The sequence below is a fragment of the Arthrobacter rhizophilus genome (genome assembly GCF_026241105.1).
Lineage (GTDB): Bacteria > Actinomycetota > Actinomycetes > Actinomycetales > Micrococcaceae > Arthrobacter.
Window position 1 is genome coordinate 47,888 of sequence record NZ_JAPFFT010000010.1, and the last position, 23,544, is coordinate 71,431.

21 protein-coding genes are annotated in these 23,544 nt (G+C 64.3%); 12 read left to right on the forward strand and 9 right to left on the reverse strand.

The window, feature by feature from the left end; genetic code table 11:
* The first annotated feature begins 20 nt into the window (after positions 1–20).
* Positions 21–344, forward strand: coding sequence for a hypothetical protein (locus tag OOZ51_RS10505; RefSeq protein ID WP_265979441.1), 324 nt, complete (start codon positions 21–23; stop codon positions 342–344).
* Positions 345–353: 9 nt separating this feature from the next.
* On the opposite strand, the gene OOZ51_RS10510 is transcribed toward OOZ51_RS10505, so the two are convergent.
* Positions 354–1,352 carry a hypothetical protein gene (locus OOZ51_RS10510; protein WP_265979442.1) on the reverse strand — a complete coding sequence of 333 codons (999 nt, stop codon included), beginning with the start codon at positions 1,350–1,352 and terminating at the stop codon, positions 354–356.
* A gap of 198 nt (positions 1,353–1,550) precedes the next feature.
* Between OOZ51_RS10510 and OOZ51_RS10515 the strand changes: the two genes are divergently transcribed.
* Positions 1,551–2,024, forward strand: coding sequence for a DUF4383 domain-containing protein (locus OOZ51_RS10515; protein WP_265979443.1), 474 nt, complete (start codon positions 1,551–1,553; stop codon positions 2,022–2,024).
* A gap of 114 nt (positions 2,025–2,138) precedes the next feature.
* Here the strand turns inward: OOZ51_RS10515 and OOZ51_RS10520 are convergent, their stop codons facing one another.
* The 6 genes from OOZ51_RS10520 to OOZ51_RS10545 all read right to left on the reverse strand — a co-directional run bounded on the left by OOZ51_RS10520 (position 2,139) and on the right by OOZ51_RS10545 (position 8,558).
* Positions 2,139–2,813, reverse strand: a complete 675-nt coding sequence (locus OOZ51_RS10520; protein WP_265979445.1) for a response regulator — start codon at positions 2,811–2,813, stop codon at positions 2,139–2,141.
* Positions 2,806–4,215: a sensor histidine kinase gene (locus tag OOZ51_RS10525; RefSeq protein ID WP_265979446.1), complete on the reverse strand. Its 1,410-nt coding sequence runs from the start codon at positions 4,213–4,215 to the stop codon at positions 2,806–2,808. The genes OOZ51_RS10520 and OOZ51_RS10525 overlap by 8 nt, the downstream gene beginning before the upstream one ends.
* A 240-nt stretch (positions 4,216–4,455) precedes the next feature.
* Positions 4,456–4,959 (reverse strand): DUF456 domain-containing protein, encoded by a 504-nt coding sequence (locus tag OOZ51_RS10530; RefSeq protein ID WP_265979447.1) that lies wholly within the window; start codon positions 4,957–4,959, stop codon positions 4,456–4,458.
* 108 nt (positions 4,960–5,067) lie between these two features.
* On the reverse strand, positions 5,068–6,264 hold the full coding sequence (locus tag OOZ51_RS10535; RefSeq protein WP_265979449.1) for an NAD(P)-dependent malic enzyme: 1,197 nt from the start codon (positions 6,262–6,264) through the stop codon (positions 5,068–5,070).
* A 241-nt stretch (positions 6,265–6,505) separates the two neighbouring features.
* On the reverse strand, positions 6,506–7,108 hold the full coding sequence (locus OOZ51_RS10540) for a TetR/AcrR family transcriptional regulator (RefSeq protein ID WP_265979450.1): 603 nt from the start codon (positions 7,106–7,108) through the stop codon (positions 6,506–6,508).
* Positions 7,109–7,229: 121 nt separating this feature from the next.
* Positions 7,230–8,558 (reverse strand): MFS transporter, encoded by a 1,329-nt coding sequence (locus tag OOZ51_RS10545; protein ID WP_265979451.1) that lies wholly within the window; start codon positions 8,556–8,558, stop codon positions 7,230–7,232.
* A gap of 1,207 nt (positions 8,559–9,765) precedes the next feature.
* On the opposite strand from OOZ51_RS10545, the gene OOZ51_RS10550 reads away from it, so the two are divergent.
* The 10 genes from OOZ51_RS10550 to OOZ51_RS10595 all read left to right on the forward strand — a co-directional run bounded on the left by OOZ51_RS10550 (position 9,766) and on the right by OOZ51_RS10595 (position 21,788).
* Positions 9,766–11,940, forward strand: a complete 2,175-nt coding sequence (locus OOZ51_RS10550) for a glycoside hydrolase family 36 protein (RefSeq protein WP_265979452.1) — start codon at positions 9,766–9,768, stop codon at positions 11,938–11,940.
* 57 nt (positions 11,941–11,997) lie between these two features.
* Positions 11,998–13,314: an ABC transporter substrate-binding protein gene (locus OOZ51_RS10555; RefSeq protein WP_265979453.1), complete on the forward strand. Its 1,317-nt coding sequence runs from the start codon at positions 11,998–12,000 to the stop codon at positions 13,312–13,314.
* Between the two features lie 88 nt (positions 13,315–13,402).
* Complete coding sequence (locus tag OOZ51_RS10560) at positions 13,403–14,344, forward strand: carbohydrate ABC transporter permease (RefSeq protein ID WP_265979455.1); 942 nt, start codon at positions 13,403–13,405, stop codon at positions 14,342–14,344.
* Positions 14,341–15,231, forward strand: coding sequence for a carbohydrate ABC transporter permease (locus tag OOZ51_RS10565; RefSeq protein WP_265979456.1), 891 nt, complete (start codon positions 14,341–14,343; stop codon positions 15,229–15,231). The genes OOZ51_RS10560 and OOZ51_RS10565 overlap by 4 nt, the downstream gene beginning before the upstream one ends.
* 32 nt (positions 15,232–15,263) lie before the next feature.
* Positions 15,264–16,289, forward strand: coding sequence for a LacI family DNA-binding transcriptional regulator (locus tag OOZ51_RS10570; RefSeq protein ID WP_265979457.1), 1,026 nt, complete (start codon positions 15,264–15,266; stop codon positions 16,287–16,289).
* 156 nt (positions 16,290–16,445) lie between these two features.
* A complete protein-coding gene (locus tag OOZ51_RS10575; RefSeq protein WP_265979458.1) occupies positions 16,446–16,664 on the forward strand; it encodes a hypothetical protein in 219 nt (72 codons plus the stop codon).
* A gap of 324 nt (positions 16,665–16,988) precedes the next feature.
* Entirely contained in the window at positions 16,989–17,546 is a 558-nt protein-coding gene (locus OOZ51_RS10580; RefSeq protein WP_265979459.1) for a carbohydrate-binding protein, read from the forward strand.
* A gap of 260 nt (positions 17,547–17,806) precedes the next feature.
* A complete protein-coding gene (gene rraA / locus OOZ51_RS10585; RefSeq protein ID WP_265979460.1) occupies positions 17,807–18,283 on the forward strand; it encodes a ribonuclease E activity regulator RraA in 477 nt (158 codons plus the stop codon).
* A 109-nt stretch (positions 18,284–18,392) separates the two neighbouring features.
* A complete protein-coding gene (locus OOZ51_RS10590) occupies positions 18,393–20,045 on the forward strand; it encodes an MDR family MFS transporter (protein WP_265979461.1) in 1,653 nt (550 codons plus the stop codon).
* A 300-nt stretch (positions 20,046–20,345) separates the two neighbouring features.
* Positions 20,346–21,788, forward strand: a complete 1,443-nt coding sequence (locus tag OOZ51_RS10595; protein ID WP_265979462.1) for a sugar porter family MFS transporter — start codon at positions 20,346–20,348, stop codon at positions 21,786–21,788.
* A gap of 16 nt (positions 21,789–21,804) precedes the next feature.
* Here OOZ51_RS10595 and OOZ51_RS10600 read toward each other — a convergent pair whose 3' ends face one another.
* Positions 21,805–23,031 (reverse strand): MFS transporter, encoded by a 1,227-nt coding sequence (locus OOZ51_RS10600; protein WP_265979463.1) that lies wholly within the window; start codon positions 23,029–23,031, stop codon positions 21,805–21,807.
* 27 nt (positions 23,032–23,058) lie between these two features.
* Positions 23,059–23,505, reverse strand: a complete 447-nt coding sequence (locus tag OOZ51_RS10605; protein ID WP_265979464.1) for a MarR family winged helix-turn-helix transcriptional regulator — start codon at positions 23,503–23,505, stop codon at positions 23,059–23,061.
* Between the last annotated feature and the right edge of the window lie 39 nt (positions 23,506–23,544).

Sequence of the window (23,544 nt, forward strand, 5' to 3'; positions counted from 1 at the left end):
GGCGGCATATCGTCGGCTTCATGTCCGATGAGTTTTCAGCCCTCGTGGAGGCCTTCAAGAAGGTCGGTGTATCTAGGGCGTACGGCCCTCCCCTGCAGATCGGCGGAGAAGAACTGATCCCAGTAGCCTTGGTGTCCTTTGGGTTCGGAGGGGGCGGCGATGGAACCAATGCTGCGGGCGGTGGCGGCGGCGGTTTTGTGCTCCCGGTCGGGGTCTATGGCCGCAATGCCAGCGGACGCGTGACTTTCCAGCCGAACACCGTGGTTGTGATGGCCATGTTGCTGCCACTTGTCGGTGCGGTGGGCGTTTCCGTTCGAGGAGTCCTTCGCGCGCTTCGGTCGTAACCGCCCGGCCTAACCGCCAGGCTCGCCGAAGTCCTTGTTCCACAGCCGGCGCACCTCGACGTCCCTGCGGATCCCATCCACCGCCTCCAACTCGGTCCCTTCGGACTTACGCTGAGCCCGCTTGATGACAAGGGGATGCGGCGGGCGCGGGCCGGGTGCCGTCCGCCTGACCTCAAGCATCGACAGGGCCCGGTCCGTGAGTGCGTCATTGCGCAGGGCGAGGCTGGTCTTCTTCCTCCGGAGCACCTCGGCGAGTGCGGCTTGGGCCGCCGCCCGCTCCCCCAACGCCCGGAGCGACTGCGCCCGTATCAGCAAGAGCGCCGCCGAGAGGTCGTCCGCGTTGCGGAGCCCGTCCGTCCACCTGACGACGTCGGCGTGCCGCTCAAGTGCCGCCGCTGCGGTGCAGCGGGCCAGTGCGGTGGGCAACGACGGCGGCAGGCTAGCCAGGATGTCGAGGGCCTCCGCCGTCTGGCCTGTCTCCCGAAAACAGTGCGAGAGGGCAAGGAACACCGATTCCTCGCTGAACAAGACCCGAACATCAATCCGCTCGGCAACCTCGACCCGCGTGACCACCCTGCCAAGGCAACTGCCGGAGAACTGGCTGGCGGCGTCGTCGATCCGTACGGACAGGCCCCGCTGCAGCAGTTCCGACGCGCGCAGATATCCGCCGTGCTTGTACGCAAGCAGCCCGGCAAGCACGTAGCAAAGCCCGGCCCAGCCCGGGTAGGCGCGGGCCAGGGTGATGAGGCGGTCCGGCTCCGTGCTGGTAAAGATGGCGTCGTACACGGATTTGGCGGTCTTGCCGGCTAAGCGCTTGAGCTTGGGGACATCCCCGTCGACGTCGATCCGGCCAGCGGCCTTTCCCTTCAGGACGCCGGCAATCGCACCGCCCAGGCCCTCCGCGAGTCCACTCACCGAGGTGCGGACATGTCCGTCACGGAACGGTGTGATGTCCCTCGGGTCGCCGAAAATCGCTCCTTGAGTACCCGGAATCGATGGCTCACTCACGGTTGCCCCGCCGTCGCAGGATAATGCATTGCAGAATTGGGCATCACAGAACCATGCTAGCTGCGCTTTGTCCCACGCCCTCCCCTCTATTTCCCGGGTTTTCGGGAGTAAGATATCCTCGTCGGCAGGGTTCCGACTCCTTGCCGCGATGCGGCCCTCCATTTGAAGGGCCGATCGAAATCGTGATCGGGAGGAGCTATGACCACTGCTTCACATCCCGCGCAGCACCACCATGTGATGGGGCTGTCGCTGCACAACACAGCACTGGGTTTGGGCTGGGTTTTCCTGGCTGTTGGCGTCTTGGGATTTATCCCGGGCATCACCAGCAACTACGGCGCCATGGCCTTTGCAGGACATGACTCGGGCGCCATGCTTCTTGGAGTCTTCCAAGTATCCGTCCTGCACAACATTGTCCATTTGCTGTTCGGCGCGGCAGGCCTGTACCTCGCGAGGACTGGAAGGATGGCGCGCGGTTACCTCATTGGTGGCGGCGCAATCTACCTCGTCCTGTGGATCTACGGCCTCATCACCATGTCGAACATGAGCGCTGACTTCGTGCCCATGAACGCCGCGGACGACTGGCTGCACCTGGTTCTCGGTGTTGCCATGGTTGCCCTTGGCCTATGGCTTGGACGCGATGCAAGGGAGGAGTCGAAGAGCCGCGCCATGTAGCTCCCTGACTCCGCAGCACTCTGCAATGCACGACGACGGCCGCCCCTTTTGGGCGGCCGTCGCCTTGTGTCCTGGGTGCCCAGCCGTTCCGGGTTGCCTAGCGTTCCAGGTTGCCTAGCCGAGCAGCCGGTGCTCATAGGCGAAGGCCACCAGTTGAAGCCTGGTACGCAGCCCGAGCTTGCTGAGCACACTGCGCAAATGGGATTTCACTGTGGCCTCAGAGACAAACAAGCTCTCCGCCATCTCCGCGTTCCCCAAGCCTTTGGCCGCCAGCAGGAACACGTCACGCTCGCGCGGCGAGAGCTCGTCCATTACGGCGAGGTCCGGCCCGGCCACCGGCACCGTCCTGGCTGCGTGTTGGAAGAGCTCGTGCACCGAACCGGGCGCGATCACCGAGTATCCCGAGTAGACCGTCCGGATCGCGGCCAGCAGGAACTCCGGCTCCGCACTCTTGAGCAGGTATCCGCTGGCGCCCGCCTGCACGGCCTCAACTACGGCCTGGTCCCTGTTGAACGTGGTCAGGGCAATGATCTTGGGCTTGTCCACTCCTGCCGCATCGGCTTCCTCCGTGATACGACGCGTGGCCCCGACTCCGTCCAGCACCGGCATCCGAAGGTCCATCAGCATGACGTCCGGCCGCTGCTTGGCTGCGAGCGCCACGGCCTGTTCGCCGTCGTCCGCCTCCCACGCCATGTCCATGTCTGCTTGGCTCTGCACCAGCATGCGGATGCCGGCGCGGAAGAGGGGCTGGTCGTCTACCAAGGCAACCGTGATCTGCGCTTCAGCCACGTCCGGCGCTTTCCCGCTCAATGGACGACGACGGCGAAGCGCCTTCGAGTGCAAGCGCCGGCTCCTGCTCAATGCCCTTTGGGGACGCGGTTTCCTGGTCCGCAGCGCCTTCCAGGCCTTCTTCCGAGGGGAGAGGTACCGAGCGTGAACCGTAGGGGATGAAGACCGTCACACGGAACTGCTCGCCGTCGGGCCCGGAACTCAGCCAACCGCCGGCCATGTGTGCACGCTCCCGCATTCCGGGGATGCCGCGCCCCACACGCGCCACCTCATCGCCGTCGCCCGTCCCGCCAATCGAAACGGACGCCGGCAGTCCGGAAGCAACGTGCATGGTCAGCCCAGGGCCGCTCCAGTCGAAGTGAAGCCGCACAGCGGTGCCGCGCCCGCCGTGTTTGAGGGCGTTCGTGAGGCATTCCTGGACAATCCGGAAGACGGCGAGTTGCTGGCCCGCGCCAAGCTCAACCGGGACACCGGTCTCGCTCTGTTGGACCTTGAGGCTTCCTTGGCGCATTCGCTCCACAAGGGGCCCGACGTCGGTGAGCCGGGGCTGCGGGGTGACCAGGCCGTCGTCGCGCACTCCCTCGATGACGCGCTGGGCGTCCACCAATGCGTGGCGGGCCGACACCGCGATGTTCTCCAAGGCGTCGAGCACTGCTTTCGGTTGGTCCTGGCTGAGGTAGCGTGTGCCGTCGGCTTGCGCGGCAATGACCGCGAGCGAGTGTGCCAAGACGTCGTGGAGGTCGCGGGCGATCCGGGTGCGTTCCTGCTCCACGACGAGCTCCACCTCGGTCTCCTTGAGGTTGGCTTGGACGAGGTTCCGGGCTTTGAAGAGGCTTCCGCGTTCTTCGTAAAGGCGCAGCGCAATCCCGACGGCAGCACAGCTTGCAGCGATGAGAAGAAGGAAGGAGAAGAGTTGCCAACCGTAGTTGGCCAACGCGTACCTGTCGCCCATGAACAACTGTCTAAACCATCCAACGCCGCCCCCGTATCGCCACGAAAGCATGATGAACGTCATCACACCGGCGAAAACGACGTTGCTCCCGGCTACAACAAATTGCAGACGACCTCTCGCGGTCCACATGGAGAACCCCAAGCCAACGAAGGAACCCAAATAGATGGGCCAATCTTCGGAGTATGGCTGCGGGATAAAGTACACCAACTGCCCCATCAGCAAAGCGGCCGTGAACCCCAGAGAGAGGACAGGCCGCCACGCCGAGACGGCAATGGCGAATGCGGTCAGGATTAGTATCGCGAATCTTGACAGGATGAGCGTCCACAATTCGGGCCAATGGGCAATCCACGGAGCCATGGATCCCGCTTCCGCCACGCACCACAGGGCGAAAAAGATGACGGCCGCCGCGGGGGCGCCCCATTGCCGTGCAACTTTCAGTGTCTGTTCCATGTCAGCCACCCTATCCACGGCCCGGGACGCGTCGACGCCGATTCTGCCCTCCTGCGTCCGATCTCCACCCGGAAGCCAGCGGATTCATCCTTGGAGCCAACCCGAGACGTGAGCGAGCGTCTGTCAAAAAGGCGCTAAAGGTGAGCGAGGGTTGGTCGAGGCAAACGCTCCATCACATATCGGGCCCAAACCCCCAACGCTCCATCACATATCGGGCCGTGAGCTCGATCGGGCGGGGCCCTAACCGGCAACCGCGGCGACCCACACGCCAACTACCCAAGTGCTGGCCGCGAGGCAGGCCAACCCGAATTCCGCCAACATCCCCAAACCAGTGGCTTTGAGCGCGGCGCCACTGGAGACCAACGCCTTCTTGACGTCCTTGGTCCGCAGGAGTTCGCTCACGAGGAGTCCGACTGCGAACCCCACAAAGAGCCCCACCACCGGAAGAACGAACATCCCCACAATTCCCAGCACAATTCCGGCAAGCACCGATCGGTTGGGGATGCTGTGCTGCTTGAGCTTCCGGCCGGTGAGCACGGTGCTCGACGCCATGCCTGCCAGGACACATGCCGCGCCGATCCCGAAGACCACCCAGCCGGTCGTTCCGGCTCCACCCCAGATGGCCCATGCCAACAGGCTCAGTCCAATCAGGATGCTCCCCGGCAGTACCGGGATGATGGTGCCGACGACGCCTACCGCTATGGCCACGCCGCAAAGAACGGTCACTATCGCTTCGGCGTTCATGGGGCCCAGTCTAGGTGCGCGGCCAGAGCGACCTAAGCAAAGAACGACGGCGACCCTCCCCAGCACGGGAGAGTCGCCGTCGTCGGCTCTTGGGGCCGAAAGCGCGGGCTATTCAGCAGCCGCTGCGGCAACAGCCGCCGTGACCGCAGGCGCAACTCGGGGATCCAACGGACTGGGAACGATGTAATCGGCGGAGAGCTCTTCCTCGGCCAGCGCGGCGATGGCGCGGGCTGCGGCGATCTTCATGGCCGGGGTGATCCGGCGCGCGCCAGCGTCCAAAGCTCCGCGGAAAATCCCTGGGAAGGCCAGGACGTTGTTGATCTGGTTCGGGAAGTCGCTCCGGCCCGTGGCCACGACGGCCGCGTACTTGACGGCAACCTCGGGCAGGACTTCCGGGTCCGGGTTGGACAGCGCGAACACAATCGAATCCTGGTTCATGAGCTTCAGGTGTTCCTCGGCCAGTTTGGACGAGGAAACGCCGATGAACACGTCCGCGCCCGTAAGGGCTTCGGCGGGTCCCCCGGAAAGGCCGCGGGGGTTGGTCCGCTGGGCGAAGCGGGCCTTGACACTGCCCGAATCGGCCACCAGATCGGCGCGCTCGGCGTTGATGATGCCCTTGGAATCCAGCAGGACGACGTCCTTGACGCCCGCAGTCAGGAGGATCTCGGACACGGCGATCCCCGCGGCGCCCGCACCGGAAACCACAACCTTCAGTCCATCAAGTTCACGGCCGGTCACCTTGGCGGCGTTCGTCAGGGCCGCGAGAACCACGACGGCGGTGCCGTGCTGGTCATCGTGCATGACTGGGCAGTCGAGGGCCTCGATGAGACGCTCTTCGAGTTCGAAGCAACGCGGTGCGGAGATGTCTTCGAGGTTCACGGCACCGAAGCTTGGGCGCAAGCGGACCAAGGTCTCGATGATTTCGTCCACGTTGGTGGTGTTGAGGACCAGCGGAATCGAGTCCAGCTCGCCGAAAGCCTTGAAAAGCGCGGACTTTCCTTCCATGACCGGGAGGGAGGCGCTGGGGCCGATGTTGCCAAGACCCAGGACTGCGGTGCCATCGCTGACGACCACCACGAGGCGCTCGGCCCAGGTGTGCGTGCGGGCAAGCTCGGGATTGGCGTGGATCGCCCTGCTCACCTCAGCGACGCCGGGGGTGTAGGCAATGGAAAGGTCACGCTTGTTCAAGAGCGGCACGGTGCTGGAAACGGAGAGCTTGCCGCCTTCGTGGGCGGTGAAGATTTCCTCTTCGCTCAGCGCCAGGGCAGTCAGGTTCTGTTCAGGGGTGATGGTCTCGACGGACACGTCGTTGTCTCCTCAGGCTAGCCGTGAACCCACGGCACAATTCGGGCAGGTATCGAGGCTTCGGTGCCGAACCAAAGGGTGGGTGGTCCGTGCTGTGAAACTCCTGCGGATATGGGCTGCTAGCCGCTTGGGTCCTGTCTTCGTAGACAGGTGCTTGATAGGAAGACTAGAGACATCCAGCCATAAACACATACTTTTGGTCATAGTGGTCTAGACCAGTTACGCCAGTTGCCGGGAAAAGCTACGCGTCCGCAATCAACTTGCAGGCGTTCTTCAGGTCCTTCTCGGCATCGAAAAGCGAGATCCGACGGCAGTTGACCGACTGGACCAGACCACTGATCACGTGCACCAGAATCCGCGCCCTGCCAGCGTCGCCGATCGCCGCCGCGACCATCTCGGCAGAGAGAACTTCGATGTCTCGCAAAAGCACGGGGATGTCGCCGTCGCGGGTATCCCACGTGCGGGAAAGACAGTGTTCGACGGCGGGCTGCATGACCCGCATGTGGAAAATCTCCATCCCGAGACCGGTGAGTTCCTGCTGGCTGCACCGCGAAGACGCCGGCTTGGCATCATTGAGTTCCCGTAGCTGCTGGCGGTAGACCGCGAGCATCAGATGGACCGTAGACGGGAAGTAGCGGTAGAGCGTCCCAAGGGGAACATGGGCCCGGGTGGATACGTCCGAAAGGCTCACGGTATCGAACTGCCGCTGGGCGAAACCTGCGGCAGTCTTCAGTATCCGGGCGTAGCGCAGTTGCTGTCTCGGCGTGGTGGGAGCAGCCGCCATTTGGGGCAACCCCGCGGCCAGATCCAGCGAATACGGTTCCAAGGAGTTCGGTTCGGACATTTCCGGCGTTCTGTTGGTTTGGGCTTCGTTCTGGGAGATTGCGCGGCCCCCCAAAGACCGGGCGCGTCCTGACAATGATACGGCAGCAAGTTGTCCGTTCCCTGAGAAAGGATTCGCAGGCCTACGCGACGCCCTTGATCTTCACCACGAATACGGCGCCCAGCAGGCCGATGACGGCTGCGGCCACGTATAGCGAAACGTAGCCACCCCAGAACGCAACAAAGGGATAGGCAATGAGCGGCGCGATCACCTGTGGCATGGAGTTGGCCACGTTGATCACACCAAGGTCCCGGCCCCGGTCCAGCGCAGTGGGCAGCACTTGGGTAATGAGGGCGAAGTCGACCGCCAGGTAGGCACCAAAGCCGATACCGAGCACTACCGCGCCAGCAATGGCGCCTGTCCAGGTGGGGTCGAACCCGAGGATCAAGGCAGCTAGCGAAATGACGATGGAGGAGATAATGACGAGGGGTTTCCGTTTGCCCATGCGGTCGCTGATGGCACCTCCCACCACGCTTGTGACGATCACCATGACGGCATAGAGGCCCGTGAGGATGAGAACCCCGAACTCAGGCTTGATCCCCTGCATTTCCTCAAGATGCACAGCATCCTTGAGGAAGAAGAGCAAGTACAACGTGACCAGGTGGTTGCCGACATTGACCAGGAATCTCGTCAGCCAGGCCCACGCGAAATCCGGATACTTGACCGGCGAGACCCAGAACCCCTTGAGAAAGGTCCACAGCCCGAACGGTGAGCGGTCCCCCGCCGGGAGCCGGACGTCGTCGTTCTTGAAAAGATAGAGCACGACGCCGGCCAGCAGCGCAGCGGCACACACGATGTAACCGAGGGCAAAGTTCCCCGAAACCACCGAGGCGATCACCGCGCCCGCCAGGATCCCCACGGTCTGGCCCATGGCAGCAAGGCCTCCGACCCCGCCTCGCTGTTGCACCGGCACCCGGTCCGGAATAGCCGCCGTGATGGCCGCATAGGCTCCATTGCAGCCAGCCTGGACGAGGCACCACAGAATAGTCATGACTGCCACGTTCGGAGCACCTGCGAGGGCCACCAGGGCTGCCGCGCCGAGGATGGCACCGAAGAGCACCCACGGTACGCGCCGTCCGAAGCGTGACGTGGTGCGGTCGCTGAAGGCACCGAACAGGGGGTTCGCCACCAGGGACACCGCGGCGCCGCATCCCGTAACAAGCGCAAGGATTGCTTGCTTCTGGTCTTCGTCAAAATGGATGGCCTGCTGCCCAAGCAGCACCTGGATGGGGCCGAAGAAGGCAGCGTTGATGCCCACATTGACCAGCACCACTCCCGTGACCCACAAGGAGCGGACGCGCTCAACAGGCTCGGCGAGCGCCGTCGTCGAACCTTGTGTTTGGGCAGGATCGTGGGCAGGATCCGTCACGGGTCTTTCGGGCAATGAACCGGGCAGATCGGACAGGCTCATGGCGGTGCTCCCCTAGCGGCTTGATGTGTGGATTTCAGCGTAGCGCTGTGGGGGTCCGTCAGACGGCCCTGGCCCGGGCAAGTGTCGAGGAGCGGGCGATTCTCTTCGCTGAAGGGCCGGAGGGTCCGGAACCGCTGTGGCTGTGGCTCAACGAGTCCGGCCTGCCTTTTAGGCCGGCGTCCTGGGAGGGCGTGTTCCGGACGGCCACGGAACGGTGCGCGATAGCGCTGTCGGGAGAAATGGGTGATGCTCCGTTCTGCACCCCGCATGTGTGCTGGCATTCTTTCTCGCTCTATATGCTGGTCGCCCTCCACCACGCGATGGATGTCCGGTTTGGCCTGACATCGAAGGAGCGCCGGGACTTCCGCCTCCTCTATGGGGATCCCTGGCGGATGGTCCAGGACCTTCTCGGCCACGCGGACGTCGAAACCACCCGCAGGATCTATCTGGCCCCGGTCTCCGACCTCCAGCTCCATTCGCTGATTTCCTCGCCTGCACCTGGCTCGGGTGACCCGGAGGACGGGGCAGCCGATGATGTCTCCTGGATTCTGACCCGGCTCGCAGCCCTCGCAAAAGGTACGGGCACGCGGCGGGATACCCGACAGCGAAAGACGGCTCCGGAAGGAAACAACCAGACTCAAACGGTTGCGGGAAAACGACGGAAAAGTCATCCAGCAACTGAAAGCGGACAACGAAGCCCTTATCGGAGCCCTCCACCTCGCACAGCTCCAAAACGAGGAGCTCCGACAGCGAGTGGCAGAGTCCGGAAGCAAAGTCCATACCATCGGCAGATCGTGACACACCCGGGTGGCGTCGAGGGAATAACCTCCGCCACCCAGGTGCATCACGAGCTCGTTGATCAGCGGTCCAAATGCCAAAATTCCAGAACGAACTGGGCCATGAAGGACGGCGGCAACGGGTTTGCCTGTTGAGGCCTGGTTGACCACGGCACCTGACTGTAGTTCGGGCTGACAAGCAACTGCAACTCAGTCGAAGACAACGACCCTGAACCTCGGAAGGACACCCGGACGCTACGGTCAATGGACCCGGTGCGGACCGCATACTTCTCCATTCACAAGAAAACACTTGCCAAAAGGGTTTCCAGGTACAAGAATGATAGCGGTTTCAAAAGTGCCGCAGATCACACTCTCTCCGGCGAAACCATCCGCCCACCCCTGGAACACGCGACACATGAAGGACGCCGACCTTGCTTGAAAGCGCTATCATCCTCCCTGACTCCCTCACGTCGCTCTGCCAGGCGCCGACGGGGGCCCCTGCTGTGGAGCGCATCAGCTGGTCCACCGTCGGCCTCAGCCTGAGCTTCGGCCACTCCTCCGACTCCCCACTGCACCTGCTCGCCCTGGAATCGGGATCTCTCTCGGTCGACTTCACCTCGCCGCTGGCCCTGGTGGAGGTTCTCACTGCGGGCCGGGGACATGTCCTCGCGAACAGCCGTCTGGTCCAGACTTCGATCGGCGCGGACCTGCGCTACGTTGCCTACGAGGTGGAACCGGACGGTTCTTCGATCCGCTTCTTCCTGGCTACGCCCGACGGTATCCGCGTTGAGCTGTCCATTGCCGGGAAGGACGGTGCATTCCGCGCCGACGTCAGAGTGGAGAACGCCAGCGAGCAAGATGTGCTCCTCACAGCAGTGACGAGCTGGGTCTCGGCGCTTGGCGCGACTGCAGGAGGGCCGGCTGCAGACCCGGCAGGTGATTGGCGCCTCGTGGAGGGCTCCAGCGACTGGCTCGGCGAGGGCCGGTGGACGGAGGCGGTGCTGCGTGCCGGAGGCTTCCTGCCTGGACTGGGGCAGGGCCTGACCGGGCACACTCCCCGTTCGGCGGTTGTCCGAACGGCGAACGGAACGTGGTCCACTGGAGGGCACCTTCCGGTTGCCGGGACCGTTTCGGAAAAGCAAGGTCTGGCGTGGCTGTGGGAGGTCGCCCATAACGGCCCGTGGCGCTGGGAGGTCGGCGAGCATAAAGGTGACTGCTATTTCGCGGTTTCCGGGCCGACGGACCGGGACCACCAGTGGTCGCAGCCCCTTGCGCCCGGGGAATCGTTCACCGCGGTCCCCGCAGTTGTCGCCGTCGGCAGGGACCTGAGCGGGGCAGCAGCCGCACTCACTTTCGCCCGCCGGCGGGCGCGCCGGGCCCACCCGGACAACCTCAAGCCAACCATGGTGTTCAACGACTATATGAACACGCTCAACGGTGACCCCTCGACGGCGAAGTTGCTGCCCCTCGTGGACGCGGCCGCATCGGTCGGCGTGGAGACCTTCTGCATCGATGCGGGCTGGTACTCGAACTCCGCCGACTGGTGGGACAGCGTGGGCGAATGGAAACCCTCCAGCACCCGTTTCCCCAAGGGGCTGGGCGAGGTCATCACGGCGATCCGCTCCCGTGGCATGGTCCCTGGGCTCTGGCTTGAGCCGGAGGTGGTCGGCGTCAACAGCCCGATGGCACAGTCCCTGCCCAAGGAGGCATTCCTGCTCCGCGGGGGCTTCCGGGTCGAGGAGCAGGGGCGCTACCACCTGGACCTGAGGCACCCCGCGGCACGGACACACCTGGACGGTGTCATCGACCGGCTCGTCGCCGAGTTCGGCATCGGATACTTCAAGTTCGACTACAACATCGACGGCGGCCCCGGCACCGACCATCAGTCCCCCAGCGTCGGCGCCGGGCTGCTGGGCCACAACCGGGCACATCTGGCGTGGATCGACGGCGTCCTCGACCGGCATCCCACCCTGGTGCTGGAAAACTGCTCCTCGGGCGGCATGCGCACGGACGCGGCATTGCTGTCGCGGATGCAGGTGCAGTCCACCTCCGACCAGCAGGACCCGATGCTGTATCCGCCGATCGCGGCCTCGGCCACGCTGTCGATGCTCCCCGAAACGGCCGCGAGCTGGGCCTACCCGCAGCCGGATATGACCCCGGAGGAGAGCGCGTTCACCCTCGTCACCGGCCTCTCGGGCCGCTTCTACCTTTCCGGCAACCTCCACCGAATGGATGCTGCCCAGCTCACTTTGGTCCGGGAGGCCGTCCACGCGGCACGCTCCCTGAGACCGAACCTCGTGCGGACGACCCCGGCGTGGCCGCTGGGCCTGCCCGGCTGGAACGACCGGTGGATCGCTTCCGCCCTTCACACGCCCGAGCGGGTGGTCCTCTCGATCTGGGACCGCGGCGAAGGCGCCGACGAGGCTGTCCTGCACCTGCCCACCCTCGCGGGCCGCGACGTCGACGTCGCCACAGTTTTCCCCCGGTCGCTCCCGGCCTGGGAGACCCGGTGGAATGCCGTTACCGGCACCCTTACCGTCCGGTCCACTGTCAAGACACCGACAGCCCGGGTATTCATACTTACACCGTCAGCCCCGACGGCGTAGGCACCAGCACCAACCTCCGTATCCCCACCATCCCCCTTCCGAAGGAAAATAGGAATCATGAAGCATGCATGGAAAGGCGCCATCGCCGCCGCCGTCGTGACCGGCGCGCTGCTCACCGGCTGCAGCAGCCCGGCCGCACCCGGCGCAGCCTCCGGGCCGGCGGCGTGGCCGGCGCAGTCGACAAAGCTCGACGGCGTCACCCTCACCATCTGGGCCGCCCAGAACTCGAACAAGACCCCGCAGTCCGTCATCGACGGATTCCAGAAAGCCACCGGCGCCAAGGTCAATGTCGTCACCATCCCGGACCCGTACGAACAAGGTGTCCAGACAAAAGTCGCCACGGGCGACAAGCCCGATCTGGCGTTCTGGCAACCGACAGCTTCGGAACTGACATCCCTCAACGCGACCCAGAACCTGCAATCACTTGACGGTGCTCCATGGGTGTCCAAGTACGACGCGAACCTCGGTGACATCACCGGACAGCTGAACGGAACCCGGTACGCCGCGCTCATCAGCAGCCCCGCCGTCGAGGGCGTCTACTACAACAAGGAAGTCTTCGCCAAGGCCGGCATCACCAGTACCCCGAAGAACTGGGACGAGTTCCTCGCCGACGCCCGGCTCATCAAGGGCAAGGGCACCACCCCGTTCTATGACTTCGGCGGCGGGGTCCCGTGGGCCACGCAGTGGTGGGTCCAGGTCCAGCTTGCCGACGCCGCCAAGGGCGGGCTCTGGGACCGGGTCAACAGCGCCAAGGAGAAGTTCACCGATACCACCATCCAGAAGGCCGTCGACAACTACAACGGCCTGATCAAGGAAGGCCTGTTCAACAGCAACCTCAAGACCGCAACCTTCGAAGACCAGGGCAAGGCCCTCCTCGCCGGCGACGCTGCCATGACGGTCCAGGTGAACTCCTTCTTCGGCCAGCTCCAGGCCATGTCCGACACGAGCACGCTCAACCAGAAGATCGGCTTCTTCCCGATCTCCCCGAGCGGCAACGTCGGCACATTCATCCCCGACCAAAGCAACGCCCTGGTGGCCTTCAAGACCGGCGATGCCACGCGCGAAGCGGCCGCCCGCCAGTTCCTCTCCTACTGGCTCGGCGACGGCTATGCCGGCTTCGTCAAGGCCCAGTCGACCGTCTCGATCGTGAAGGGCGTCGACACCCCGTCCATCGTCCCGGACGCCCTCAAGGCTGCCGCGGCCTCGATTCCCACCTCGGTCGGATCGATGCAGGCACTCGCCACCGCCAACGCTGACCTGTACCTGAACCTGGGCGATATGATCCAGGGAACCAAGACCCCGCAACAGGTGACGGAAGCGACCCAGCAGCAGTTCGCCAGCCTGGCCAAGGCCCAAGGCGCCAAGGGCTTCTGACAAGCCGGTGCCGGGCCGGACAACCGGCCCGGCACCAGCCGGCAAGCTCATTCAGCGCCAAGCCGACGTAACCACCCAGGAAAGTCTCATGACCGCACAACTCTCCCGACCGCGCCCGGGCACCGCCGCCCGGTCCAGCGCCCCCCGGCCCAAAACCGGCCGCCGCCGGCAGGACCACCCCGCGTGGTTCCTGATCCCGGCCGTGGCGGTCCTGATCGTGTTCTTCTTCATCCCGACCCTGTTCAACTTCTTCTACGCCTTCACCGACTGGTCAAGCTTCAAGACGAAAATCAACTTCGCCGGCCTGGACAACGTCGCTTCCCTCCTCCAGAACGGCAGCCTGCTCGCAGACCTGCGCACCACGCTCGTCTACGCCGTCCTGGTGGCCGTCTTCCAGAACCTGTTCGGCCTCATCCTCGCCCTGGTCCTCGAAGCCGACACCCGTATCAACCGCGCCGCCCGCGTGGCCTTCTTCGTCCCGGTCGTCATGTCCGCCCTGGCCGTCGGCTACATCTTCCGGGCCGTGCTCAAGCCCGACGGTGTCTTCAACGCGATCCTCGGGACCATCACCGGCCAGCACGTCGACATCGCCTGGCTCGGCAGCACCACATGGACCATCGTCGTCGTCTCCCTCATCCACGCCTGGAAATGGATGGGCCTGTCCATGCTCATCTACCTCGCCGGACTCAAAACCATCTCCACGGACGTCCTCGAAGCCGCCCGCATCGACGGAGCGTCCTGGTGGAGGACACTCAGGGCCATCCGCTTCCCCCTCCTTGCCCCAGCCATCACCTTCAACGTGGCCACGGCCCTGCTGGGATCCATGAACGGCTTCGACATCGTGCAGGCCACCACCGGCGGCGGCCCGGGCGGAAGCACCGAACTGCTGAACATCTTCATATTCCGCACCTTCGGCCAGGGACTCTTCGCCCAGGCGACCACCATGAGCCTGGCACTGTTCCTTATGGTCACGATCCTGGCCTTCCCCGTCATCACCTTCCTCAGGAAACGAGAGGACGTTCTCTCATGACCGTCACCGGCGTACCGTTGCCCACCACCAAAAACAGCCCGGGCCGATCCGCCCAGCGTGGAAACACCTCGAAGCGCCGCAGGCTCCTCCAACCTGCCCTGGCAATCGCCCTGGTAGCACTGCTCCTGGGGATCCCGTTCTGGCTCGTGATCGCCACCGCCGGGAAAAACCAGGCAGAAGCCCTCAACCCCAACCTCGCACCACCCAGCCAATGGCAGCTGCTCGAGAACTTCGCCACCGTCTTCCAGCAAGGCCGGATGATACCGGCCTTCTTCGGCAGCCTCCTGATCATGGTCGCCTCCGTCGCCGCAGTCCTCGCCCTCGGTTCGATGGCCGCCTGGATCCTCGCACGCCGGCGCGGCAAGGGCATTGCCATTGTCTACGCCCTGGCCATCAGCGGCATCGTCCTGCCACCGGCCGTCGTCACCATCGTCATGCTGCTGCGCCAGCTGGGACTCGCCGGCACCGCGGCCGGGATCATCGGGGTCTACGTGGGCATGTACATGTCGACGGTCATCTTCTTCGTCACCGGTTTCGTCCGGACGATCCCCGCCGAGCTCGAGGAAGCCGCCCGGGTCGACGGCGCGAAGCCGATCCACATCTTCGTCCGCATCATCCTGCCGCTTCTTGGCCCGACGATCGCCACCGCAACCATCCTGATCTGCCTTTACGTCTGGAACGACGTCTTCTATGCGCTGTTCGTGATTGGCGGCCGGCTCGACACGCTTCCCCTGAACCTGTACCAAGTGGCAAGCAGCGGCCTGTACCTGCAGAACTGGCACCTGATCTTCGCGTACATCATCCTGATGAGCCTTCCGCTGCTCCTGACGTTCGTCTTCATGCAGCGCAAGATCATTTCCGGTATCACGAGCGGCGCCGTCAAATGAGCCAGACCACATCTTCCCCCTATGATGAGCCCATGCCCCACTCCGCGCCCCTCGACCGGACCGCCACCATCTCCGACGTCGCGCGGCTGGCCGGAGTGTCGGTGCCGACCGTCTCCAGGGTCCTCACCGGCGCGGCACGGGTCAGCGAGGACAGAAGGCGGCGCGTTGACAAGGCAATCGCCGCCCTGGGATACCGGCCCAGCGCCGCCGCCCAGGTCCTCGCCTCCGGGCGTTCCACCACCATCGCGATCCTCGCCGCCAACACCTCCCGCTACGGCTACGCGGAAGCGATCCGCGGCGTCGAGGAATCCGCCCGCGCCGCCGGGTTCGCGGTCATCATCGTCGTCGTCGAAAGCGAACGGGACGACGAGGTGCGCGCCGCCGCCGACGCGGTCCTTCGCCAATCGGTCGCCGGCGTCGTCGTACTCAAATTCGACCCGCCAGGAGTCGCGGCCCTCAAAGCCCTGCAGTCCGCCATTCCCGCGGTGGCGCTCTCCGGCGTCCCCGAGGCGGGCGTCCCCCAGGCAGTCCTCGACGAATCCGAAGCCGCCGCCGCACTCACCGAGCACCTGCTCAGCCTCGGCCACTCCACCGTGCACCACGTCCGGATCCCGCCCTCGGGCAAGGAAGACGGCCGCACCACCGGATGGCGCCTTGCCCTCCAACGCCACGGCATCCCGACGCCCCCGATCGAAGACGTCTCCTGGGACGTCTCCACCGCCCACGAAATCGGAGTCCGCCTCGCCAGCGACCCCGCCGTGACCGCGATCTTCTGCGGAAACGACGAAACCGCCATGGGCGTCATCCGCGGCATCCACGACACCGGCCTGAACGTGCCCGACGACATCAGCGTGGTCGGCTTCGATGACCACCCGCTGGCCCCGATGTTCATCCCCGCACTCACCACGGCACGCCAGGACTTCGCCGAGCTCGGCCGCCACGGCACGGCCCAACTCCTCGCCCTGCTCAAAGGCGAATCTCCGCTTGCGCTTGAGACCGTGGAACCTCCTCTGGTCTTCCGGGAAAGCACCGCGCTCCCGTCCTCGCGCCGGCGTTGAGGCACATCCGCCCGTCCGGCGCTCTCTAACCGAGTCAATTGCCCCCTCCGAGCTGCCCCCACAAGGCTCCTGAAAGCGCTTTCAGTGGCCTTGTGGGAGCCGCCCTTCCGCGCGTTCCGCATCCAGATACTCACGCATAATACAAAGGAGTACATCTTGCACACCGACCCAAGAAACCGCCGGCGGATCGCCACCCGCAGTGCGGCCGCGGCAGCGGCGACGCTTGCCCTGGGCGTGGGCTGCCTCATCGGCAGCCCCGCGGAAGCGGCCACGACGGACACACTCAATGTCGACCTATCCCAGACCACCGGGACATTCCGCGGAGGCGCCAGCGGAGCACTGTACGGACTCAGCGACGACGGCGTGCCCACGTAGGCAGTACTCGACGGCGCCCGCGTCACGAACATCTCGCAGAAACCGCCGGGAGGGGCACAACACCCCAACGGCGACGCGCTCGACGTCGAGAAGGAATTCTTCGCCTCCGGCCAGAAGGACATCTACGTCTACGTCCAGGACGAGTACCCCGACTGGGCCTACAACAAGGGCGTACGCCCGGGCTCCACCAACGGCGTCTGGGACTATCTGCCCATCCTCCAGGCCGCCGTCGACAAGATCGCAACCACGTCCGCGCACCCGGAAAACTACATCTTCATCCCGTTCAACGAGCCCGACGCCGGCAACTGGACCGCCACCGCCCGCGTGTACCTGCCCCAAGGCCTCAACGAGCTAAACGTCACCGCACCCAACGGTGCCACCGTCAACGGCATCACCACACTCCGCGGCGCCTCCCAGAAGGCATCGGACACCGACGCCGCCAACGTATACCGCTCAGAGGCCGAAGCCCTCCCCTTGGCCGGCACCGCACGAGTGCAGACCGTCGCCTCCGGGACCGTCCGCGATGTCGGATACATCGGGAACGGCGCGGGCAACACCCTGAGCATCCCGCGCCCGAGCGGGTTCGGCGCCGGCGACTACCAGCTCGTTCTCGGAGCCGCCAACGCAGACAAGTCCACGTCAATCAACTACAACCCCCAACTGATCAGCCGCTTCCTCAACATCACCGAGACCGGGGCCGCAACCACCCGAACCGTATTCCGCCACAACTACGCCTGGAACAGCTACTGGGACAAAACCGTCCCCCTCAGCCTCACCACCGCCGGCGGAACCCTCGTGCTCGGAAACCCCACCGCCTACGGACCCGACATCGACACCGTGACCCTCGCGAAACTCGTCGCCGGAACACCCACGATCCAATAGGTCCATCAACCACGAAGAAGCCCGCCCGGGACCAAATTCCCAGGCGGGCTTCGACGTTTTGCGAATCCACTTACAGTCAGAAAACGCTCAATGACGGGCGAACGTTGGAGATCGTAAAGGCGCTACAGGGCGCCGAAGCGCCCAGGTAACCGTGAAGCTTGAAGACACCTATGTGGACAAGTGCACCGACCCGGACGCGCTAGGGTGAGCCCGCACCCGTTAGGGTAACTCCAACGGACCGAGGAGGATCAACGATAAACATGCCAGCAAACTCCATCAACACCGCCGATCTTTACGACGAGCGCGCGGAAGATCTTGAGTCGATATCACTGCAGTTCCAGGACCTCGGCGGCGTCTCCCACTTCAGCGGCCCCGCGCGCACCATCAAGTGCTTTGAGGACAACGCACTCGTAAAGACTGTTCTGGCAACCCCTGGCGATGGCGCGGTGCTGGTCGTGGACGGCTACGGCTCGCTGCGCACAGCCCTGATGGGGGACATGATCGCCGAGAGCGCGGTCGCGAACGGCTGGGCCGGCGTCGTGATCAATGGGGCCATTCGGGATCGCATGGCGATCGCGAAGCTGCCTTTGGGCGTCAAGGCCCTCGGAAGCAACCCCAAGAAGAGCTCCAAAGTGGGCCGTGGAGAAGTGGACATCGCCTTGGTGATTGATGGAGTTCACATCGAACCCGGCAACCTGATCTACTGCGATCCTGACGGGATTCTCGTAGAGCGGTGACAATTTTCTCCCCATTCGGGTAAGACAGGGAATACGGGATCGATTAGGATAGTTACTGAAAGCAACTATCCTGCTTAATCCCCCTTTTCTTCGACCCCTTGGAGAAGCAATGTCCAAAGCCACGCCCGTTAGGGCCGCCGGCGAGGTCCTGACGCACCGTCAGACGCTCACCGTCATGGTGGGCCTCATGCTCGGCATGTTCCTGTCCTCCCTGGATCAGACCATCGTGTCCACTTCCATTTACACGATCGCCAACGACCTCGATGGCCTGTCCTTGCAGGCATGGGCTACCACGGCGTACCTCATCACGTCCACGGTGAGCACTCCGCTATACGGCAAGCTCAGCGACATCTTCGGCCGCCGCCCGCTCTACCTGGCCGCGATCCTGATCTTCCTGGCCGGCTCGCTGTACGCCGGTTCGGTGCACTCCATGACCGAGCTCGCCATTGCTCGCGGCATCCAAGGCATGGGCGCCGGCGGTCTGCTGGCACTCGCCCTGACCATCATCGGCGACATCGTTGCCCTCAAGGACCGCGCAAAGTACCAGGGCTATTTCATGTCCGTCTTTGGCGTTTCCTCGGTCCTCGGTCCCGTGGTCGGCGGCGCTTTCGCTGGCTCGTCCAACATCCTCGGCTTCGACGGCTGGCGCTGGGTCTTCTTCATCAACCTGCCCATAGGCCTGGCCGCCTTGGCCGTGGTGTTCCTTTACCTGCACCTGCCCGCGAAGCACGTCAAGCAGAAGATCGACTACTGGGGCGCGGCGGCCATCACCTTGGCGATCGTTCCGCTGCTGCTGGTGGCCGAACAGGGACGCAGCTGGGGCTGGACCTCCGTCAACTCTTGGATCTGCTACGGGCTGGGCTTCGTTGGCATCGTCGCGTTCTTGCTGGTTGAGAAGCGCGCAGGCGACTACGCACTGATTCCCCTGCGGCTCTTCAAGAACATCACCTTCGGCCTGTCCTCCCTGCTGAACTTCATCATCGGCATCGGCATGTTCGGGGCCATCGCAATGCTCCCCATGTACCTGCAACTGGTCAAGGGCCTCACCCCCACCGAGGCCGGCCTCATGATGATCACCTTCACGGTGGGTATCCTCTTCGGTTCCATTACAGCGGGGCGGACCATCTCGGCGTCGGGCGTTTTCCGGATCTTCCCGATTCTCGGCACGGCCATCCTGACGGCGGCTGCCGTTGTCATGGGCCTGTCCCTTGGCGTGGACACCGGTTTGTGGGTTCCCGGCCTGATCGCCGTGTTCTTCGGCATGGGCCTGGGCTTCTGCATGCAGCCGCTCACCCTCGCCATGCAGGTGTCCGTACCGCCGAAGGATATGGGCGTGGGCACCTCCACCGCGGCGTTCTTCCGTTCCATGGGCGGCGCCGTGGGTACCGCAGTGTTCATCTCGATGCTCTTCAGCCTGGCGGCGGACAAGATCGCCTCGGGCATGAAGGACGCAATCGGGAACGCGGACTACCTCAAGGTGCTCAAGGATCCTGCGGTTGCCGCCGATCCCGCCAACGCCAAGCTGTACGACTTCTTCAAGAACGGCGCCAGCAACGATTCGCTGAACGACACCAGCTGGCTGCACCACGCCAACCCGGTGCTCACCAGGCCTATAACCGAGGGTTTCGCACAGTCGATCGACGCCGTCATGCTGACCGCAGCGGCGCTGACTGGCCTCGCGTTCCTGATCAGCTTCGCCCTGCCGAACAAGAAGCTGACGGACCCGAAGGCAGCCGCGAAGGAATCCGTTTCCGCGCACTAGGTTCCGCTAGGCACCAAATCGCGTCACGGCAGGCAGTCTTTTGGACTGCCTGCCGTTGTCGTTTCCAGCGTTTGCGCGGTGGAGTGCCCGACGGCGGCGCGAAAGTCTGCGTGGCGTGACACGGCCGACGTCGCTGGCCGCGTTGAGGTGCCTGCCCGACGGCGGCGCGCGTCACTGACTGGAAGTTCACGCTGACGGCGTGCCACACTGTGTAGCGCGAGTGCACCGGCGTCCCCGTCGGATTCAGCAGCCGACGACGACCGCGCCGCACAATCCCCCACACTTCCCCAAGGGAGAGCCATGCCCATTTCCAGCCCTGACAGCCATTCCGGCGTCCCACGCAGGGTAATTGGCCTTGCCGTTGCCGGAGCTGTGGGCGGGTTCCTCTTCGGCTTCGACTCCTCGGTGGTCAACGGCGCAGTGGATGCGATGAAGGACGAATTCGCGCTGAGCGAGGCCGTCACGGGCTTCGCGGTGGCGGTCGCCCTGCTCGGCTGTGCCGCGGGAGCTTATCTTGCGGGCAAGGTGGCCGACCGCTACGGCCGCATTCCCGCCATGAAACTTGGTGCCGCACTCTTCCTGGTCAGTTCCATCGGGACGGGCATGGCTTTCAGCATCTGGGACTTGGTTTTCTGGCGGCTGGTGGGCGGTCTGGGCATCGGCCTTGCGTCCGTGATTGCACCGGCCTATATTTCGGAAATCTCGCCGCGCCAGGTCCGCGGGCGGCTCGCGTCGCTGCAGCAACTGGCGATCACCACCGGCATTTTCGCGGCCCTGCTGTCCGATGCCGTCCTGGCGACGTCCGCGGGAAGCGCCCACCACGCTTTGTGGCTCGGTATTGACATCGCCTGCGCCGTACCAGCAGCGGTCTACGGCCTGATCGCCTTCCGACTGCCGGAATCCCCGCACTTCCTGGTCCTTAACGGCAAGGAGGACACCGCACGCAAGATCTTTGACACCCTGATGCCCGGCGACGACACCGAACGCCACATCCGCGAGATCCGCGACTCCATCCAGCAGGACAAGCTCTCCACCACAAAGGGCTCGCTGCGTGGCAAGGCGTTTGGCCTTCAACCCGTGGTGTGGATCGGCATCATCTTGTCGGTGCTGCAGCAATTCGTCGGCATCAACGTGATCTTCTACTACTCCACCACCCTGTGGAAGGCAGTTGGCTTCCACGAGCAAGATTCCCTGGCCATCTCCGTGGCAACGTCCATCACCAACATCTTGGTCACCCTCGTGGCAATCGCGCTCGTGGACCGCATCGGCCGACGTCCCATCCTGCTGACGGGATCCATCGGCATGGCCGTGTCCCTGGGTGCTATGGCGATCGCCTTTTCTTCCGCCACCGGGACGGGTTCGTCGGTGTCCTTGACAGGCGCCTGGGGTCCCGTAGCCTCGGTGGCCGCCAACGTGTTCGTGGTCAGCTTCGGCGCATCGTGGGGACCGTTGATATGGGTGCTTCTAGGAGAGATCTTCCCCTCACGCATCCGCGCCCGCGCGCTCGGCCTGGCCGCTGCAGCCCAGTGGATCGCCAACTTCGCCATCACCTTGAGCTTCCCCATCATGGCGGCCGGTTCGCTGCCGCTGACTTACGGCATGTACGCACTGTTCGCCGCGGCGTCGTTCTTCTTCGTCATGTTCAAGGTGCCCGAGACAAACGGCATGTCCCTCGAGCAAGCTGACACCCTGTTCATCCCGAAGGGCTCCAAGCCGGCGGAGCTTGCGATTACGCCCAAGTAGCCCGCCCTCACCCCCCCTACACGAGGTGCGGTTCGTGCGACCTTAGGAACCGGCGACCGCCCACGGCCACCATGATCGCGAACGCCAGGGCACCCGCCGCGGCAAAGAACGGAACCTGCGGGCCGAAGTGCTCGCCCAGCTGGGCTGCGGCAAACGGAGCCAGCGCCCCGCCCATCCAGCGCACAAAGTTGTAACCGGCGGAGGCCACGGGGCGCGGCGAATCGGAGACTTCCATGGCCAGTTCGGTGTAGAGCGTGTTGTTGATGCCCAGCAGGGCCCCGGCCACAATGACCAGTACGACGACGGCGGTCACCGAGTGCCCCGCGGCCAGTCCCAGACCGGCGAGGTCCAGAAGGAGGGCTCCGAGGGTGCCGACCAGGACGTTGGTTGTACCGAAGCGACGCTGCAGCGCGGGTGCCACGAAGACTGAGAACACGGCCACGGCCACGCCCCAGCCGAAGAACACTGCGCCGATACCGTAGGCATCCATCCCCAGGATGAACGGGGTGAAGGCCAGGATGGTGAAAAAGCCGTAGTTGTAGAACAGGGCACTAGCTGCCGTGGTGCGGAGGCCTTTGTGGCCCAAGGCGAGGAGCGGGTCACGGAGGCGTGCCTTCGCTGCCGGGGCCGGAGTATTGGGCAGAAGGACCATCAAGGCAATGAAGGAAACAGCCATAAGGACAGCCGTGCCGAAGAACGGTGCGCGCCATTGCCAGCCACCAAGGAGTGCTCCGAGCAACGGGCCGAGCGAAATGCCCAGACCGAGGGCGGCCTCGTACAGAATGATGGCAGTTCCCGTTCCGCCACTCGCGACGCCGACAATCACGGCAAGCGCGGTGGCCACGAAGAGTGCGTTGCCAAGTCCCCATCCGGCGCGGAATCCGACCAGCTCACCCACGCTGCCGGAAAGACCGGACAGTGAGGCGAACACTACAATCAGGGCAAGGCCGATCATGAGGGTCTTCTTGCCACCGATCCGCGACGAGACGAACCCCGTCACGAGCATCGCGACGGCAGTGACAAGGAAGTAACTCGTGAAGAGCAAGGACACCTGGCTGGGGCTGGCCTGGAGGTTCTTGGCGATGGCCGGCAGGATCGGATCAACCAGGCCGATGCCCATGAAGGCGAAGACGGCGGCAATCGCTGTGGCCCACACAGCCTTGGGCTGCTTGAGGAACGAGGCCTTCTCGGCCTCGAGGGTTTCTTCCGCTGGCTGCAGTTGGTCTGCGAGCTGGCCTTTCATGGACTGCTCTCCTAGTTTTGGCTGGTCTTAGTTCTGGACTGAATTGTTGATTTTGTCGAACACCGGAAGGGCGGCCTGGACGGCGTCGCGCTCCGCTTGGCTCAGGGTCCCGAGAATCCCGGCGATGAATTCGTTGCGCCGGCGGTCTGCATTCTCGACGGCGGCACGCCCGGCCGGTGTCGCAGCGACGCGGACGGCGCGGGAGTCGTCCGGATCTGCTTCGCGCTTGACCAGACCGGCGCGCTCAAGCTTGATGATCTGCTCCGTGGCGCTAGGGACCTTGACCCCAAGGTTCCGGGCGATCCCTCCGACGCGTGCACCGCCGTCGAGCGCCATCTTGAGAACGCCAAGCTGAGCTGAACTGAGTTGCTCCTCGGAATCGAGGCGGCGCATCACGTAGACGCTCTGCCGCAAGGCTTCCCGGAATGATTGGGCGAGGGCGAGGAGCGCATCGTCGGCTTGATTGGTTGTCATATTTAGGTATCCTAACAGTTAGGATACCTAAATATCAAG

What these genes read in the sequence shown, in the direction of transcription:
- OOZ51_RS10505 (WP_265979441.1), top strand. Translation starts at nt 21, where the DNA reads ATGTCCGATGAGTTTTCAGCCCTCGTGGAGGCCTTCAAGAAGGTCGGT.
- OOZ51_RS10515 (WP_265979443.1), top strand. Translation starts at nt 1,551, where the DNA reads ATGACCACTGCTTCACATCCCGCGCAGCACCACCATGTGATGGGGCTG.
- OOZ51_RS10525 (WP_265979446.1), bottom strand. Translation starts at nt 4,215, where the DNA reads ATGGAACAGACACTGAAAGTTGCACGGCAATGGGGCGCCCCCGCGGCG.
- OOZ51_RS10530 (WP_265979447.1), bottom strand. Translation starts at nt 4,959, where the DNA reads ATGAACGCCGAAGCGATAGTGACCGTTCTTTGCGGCGTGGCCATAGCG.
- OOZ51_RS10540 (WP_265979450.1), bottom strand. Translation starts at nt 7,108, where the DNA reads ATGTCCGAACCGAACTCCTTGGAACCGTATTCGCTGGATCTGGCCGCG.
- OOZ51_RS10545 (WP_265979451.1), bottom strand. Translation starts at nt 8,558, where the DNA reads ATGAGCCTGTCCGATCTGCCCGGTTCATTGCCCGAAAGACCCGTGACG.
- OOZ51_RS10555 (WP_265979453.1), top strand. Translation starts at nt 11,998, where the DNA reads ATGAAGCATGCATGGAAAGGCGCCATCGCCGCCGCCGTCGTGACCGGC.
- OOZ51_RS10560 (WP_265979455.1), top strand. Translation starts at nt 13,403, where the DNA reads ATGACCGCACAACTCTCCCGACCGCGCCCGGGCACCGCCGCCCGGTCC.
- OOZ51_RS10565 (WP_265979456.1), top strand. Translation starts at nt 14,341, where the DNA reads ATGACCGTCACCGGCGTACCGTTGCCCACCACCAAAAACAGCCCGGGC.
- OOZ51_RS10570 (WP_265979457.1), top strand. Translation starts at nt 15,264, where the DNA reads ATGCCCCACTCCGCGCCCCTCGACCGGACCGCCACCATCTCCGACGTC.
- rraA (WP_265979460.1), top strand. Translation starts at nt 17,807, where the DNA reads ATGCCAGCAAACTCCATCAACACCGCCGATCTTTACGACGAGCGCGCG.
- OOZ51_RS10590 (WP_265979461.1), top strand. Translation starts at nt 18,393, where the DNA reads ATGTCCAAAGCCACGCCCGTTAGGGCCGCCGGCGAGGTCCTGACGCAC.
- OOZ51_RS10595 (WP_265979462.1), top strand. Translation starts at nt 20,346, where the DNA reads ATGCCCATTTCCAGCCCTGACAGCCATTCCGGCGTCCCACGCAGGGTA.
- OOZ51_RS10600 (WP_265979463.1), bottom strand. Translation starts at nt 23,031, where the DNA reads ATGAAAGGCCAGCTCGCAGACCAACTGCAGCCAGCGGAAGAAACCCTC.
- OOZ51_RS10605 (WP_265979464.1), bottom strand. Translation starts at nt 23,505, where the DNA reads ATGACAACCAATCAAGCCGACGATGCGCTCCTCGCCCTCGCCCAATCA.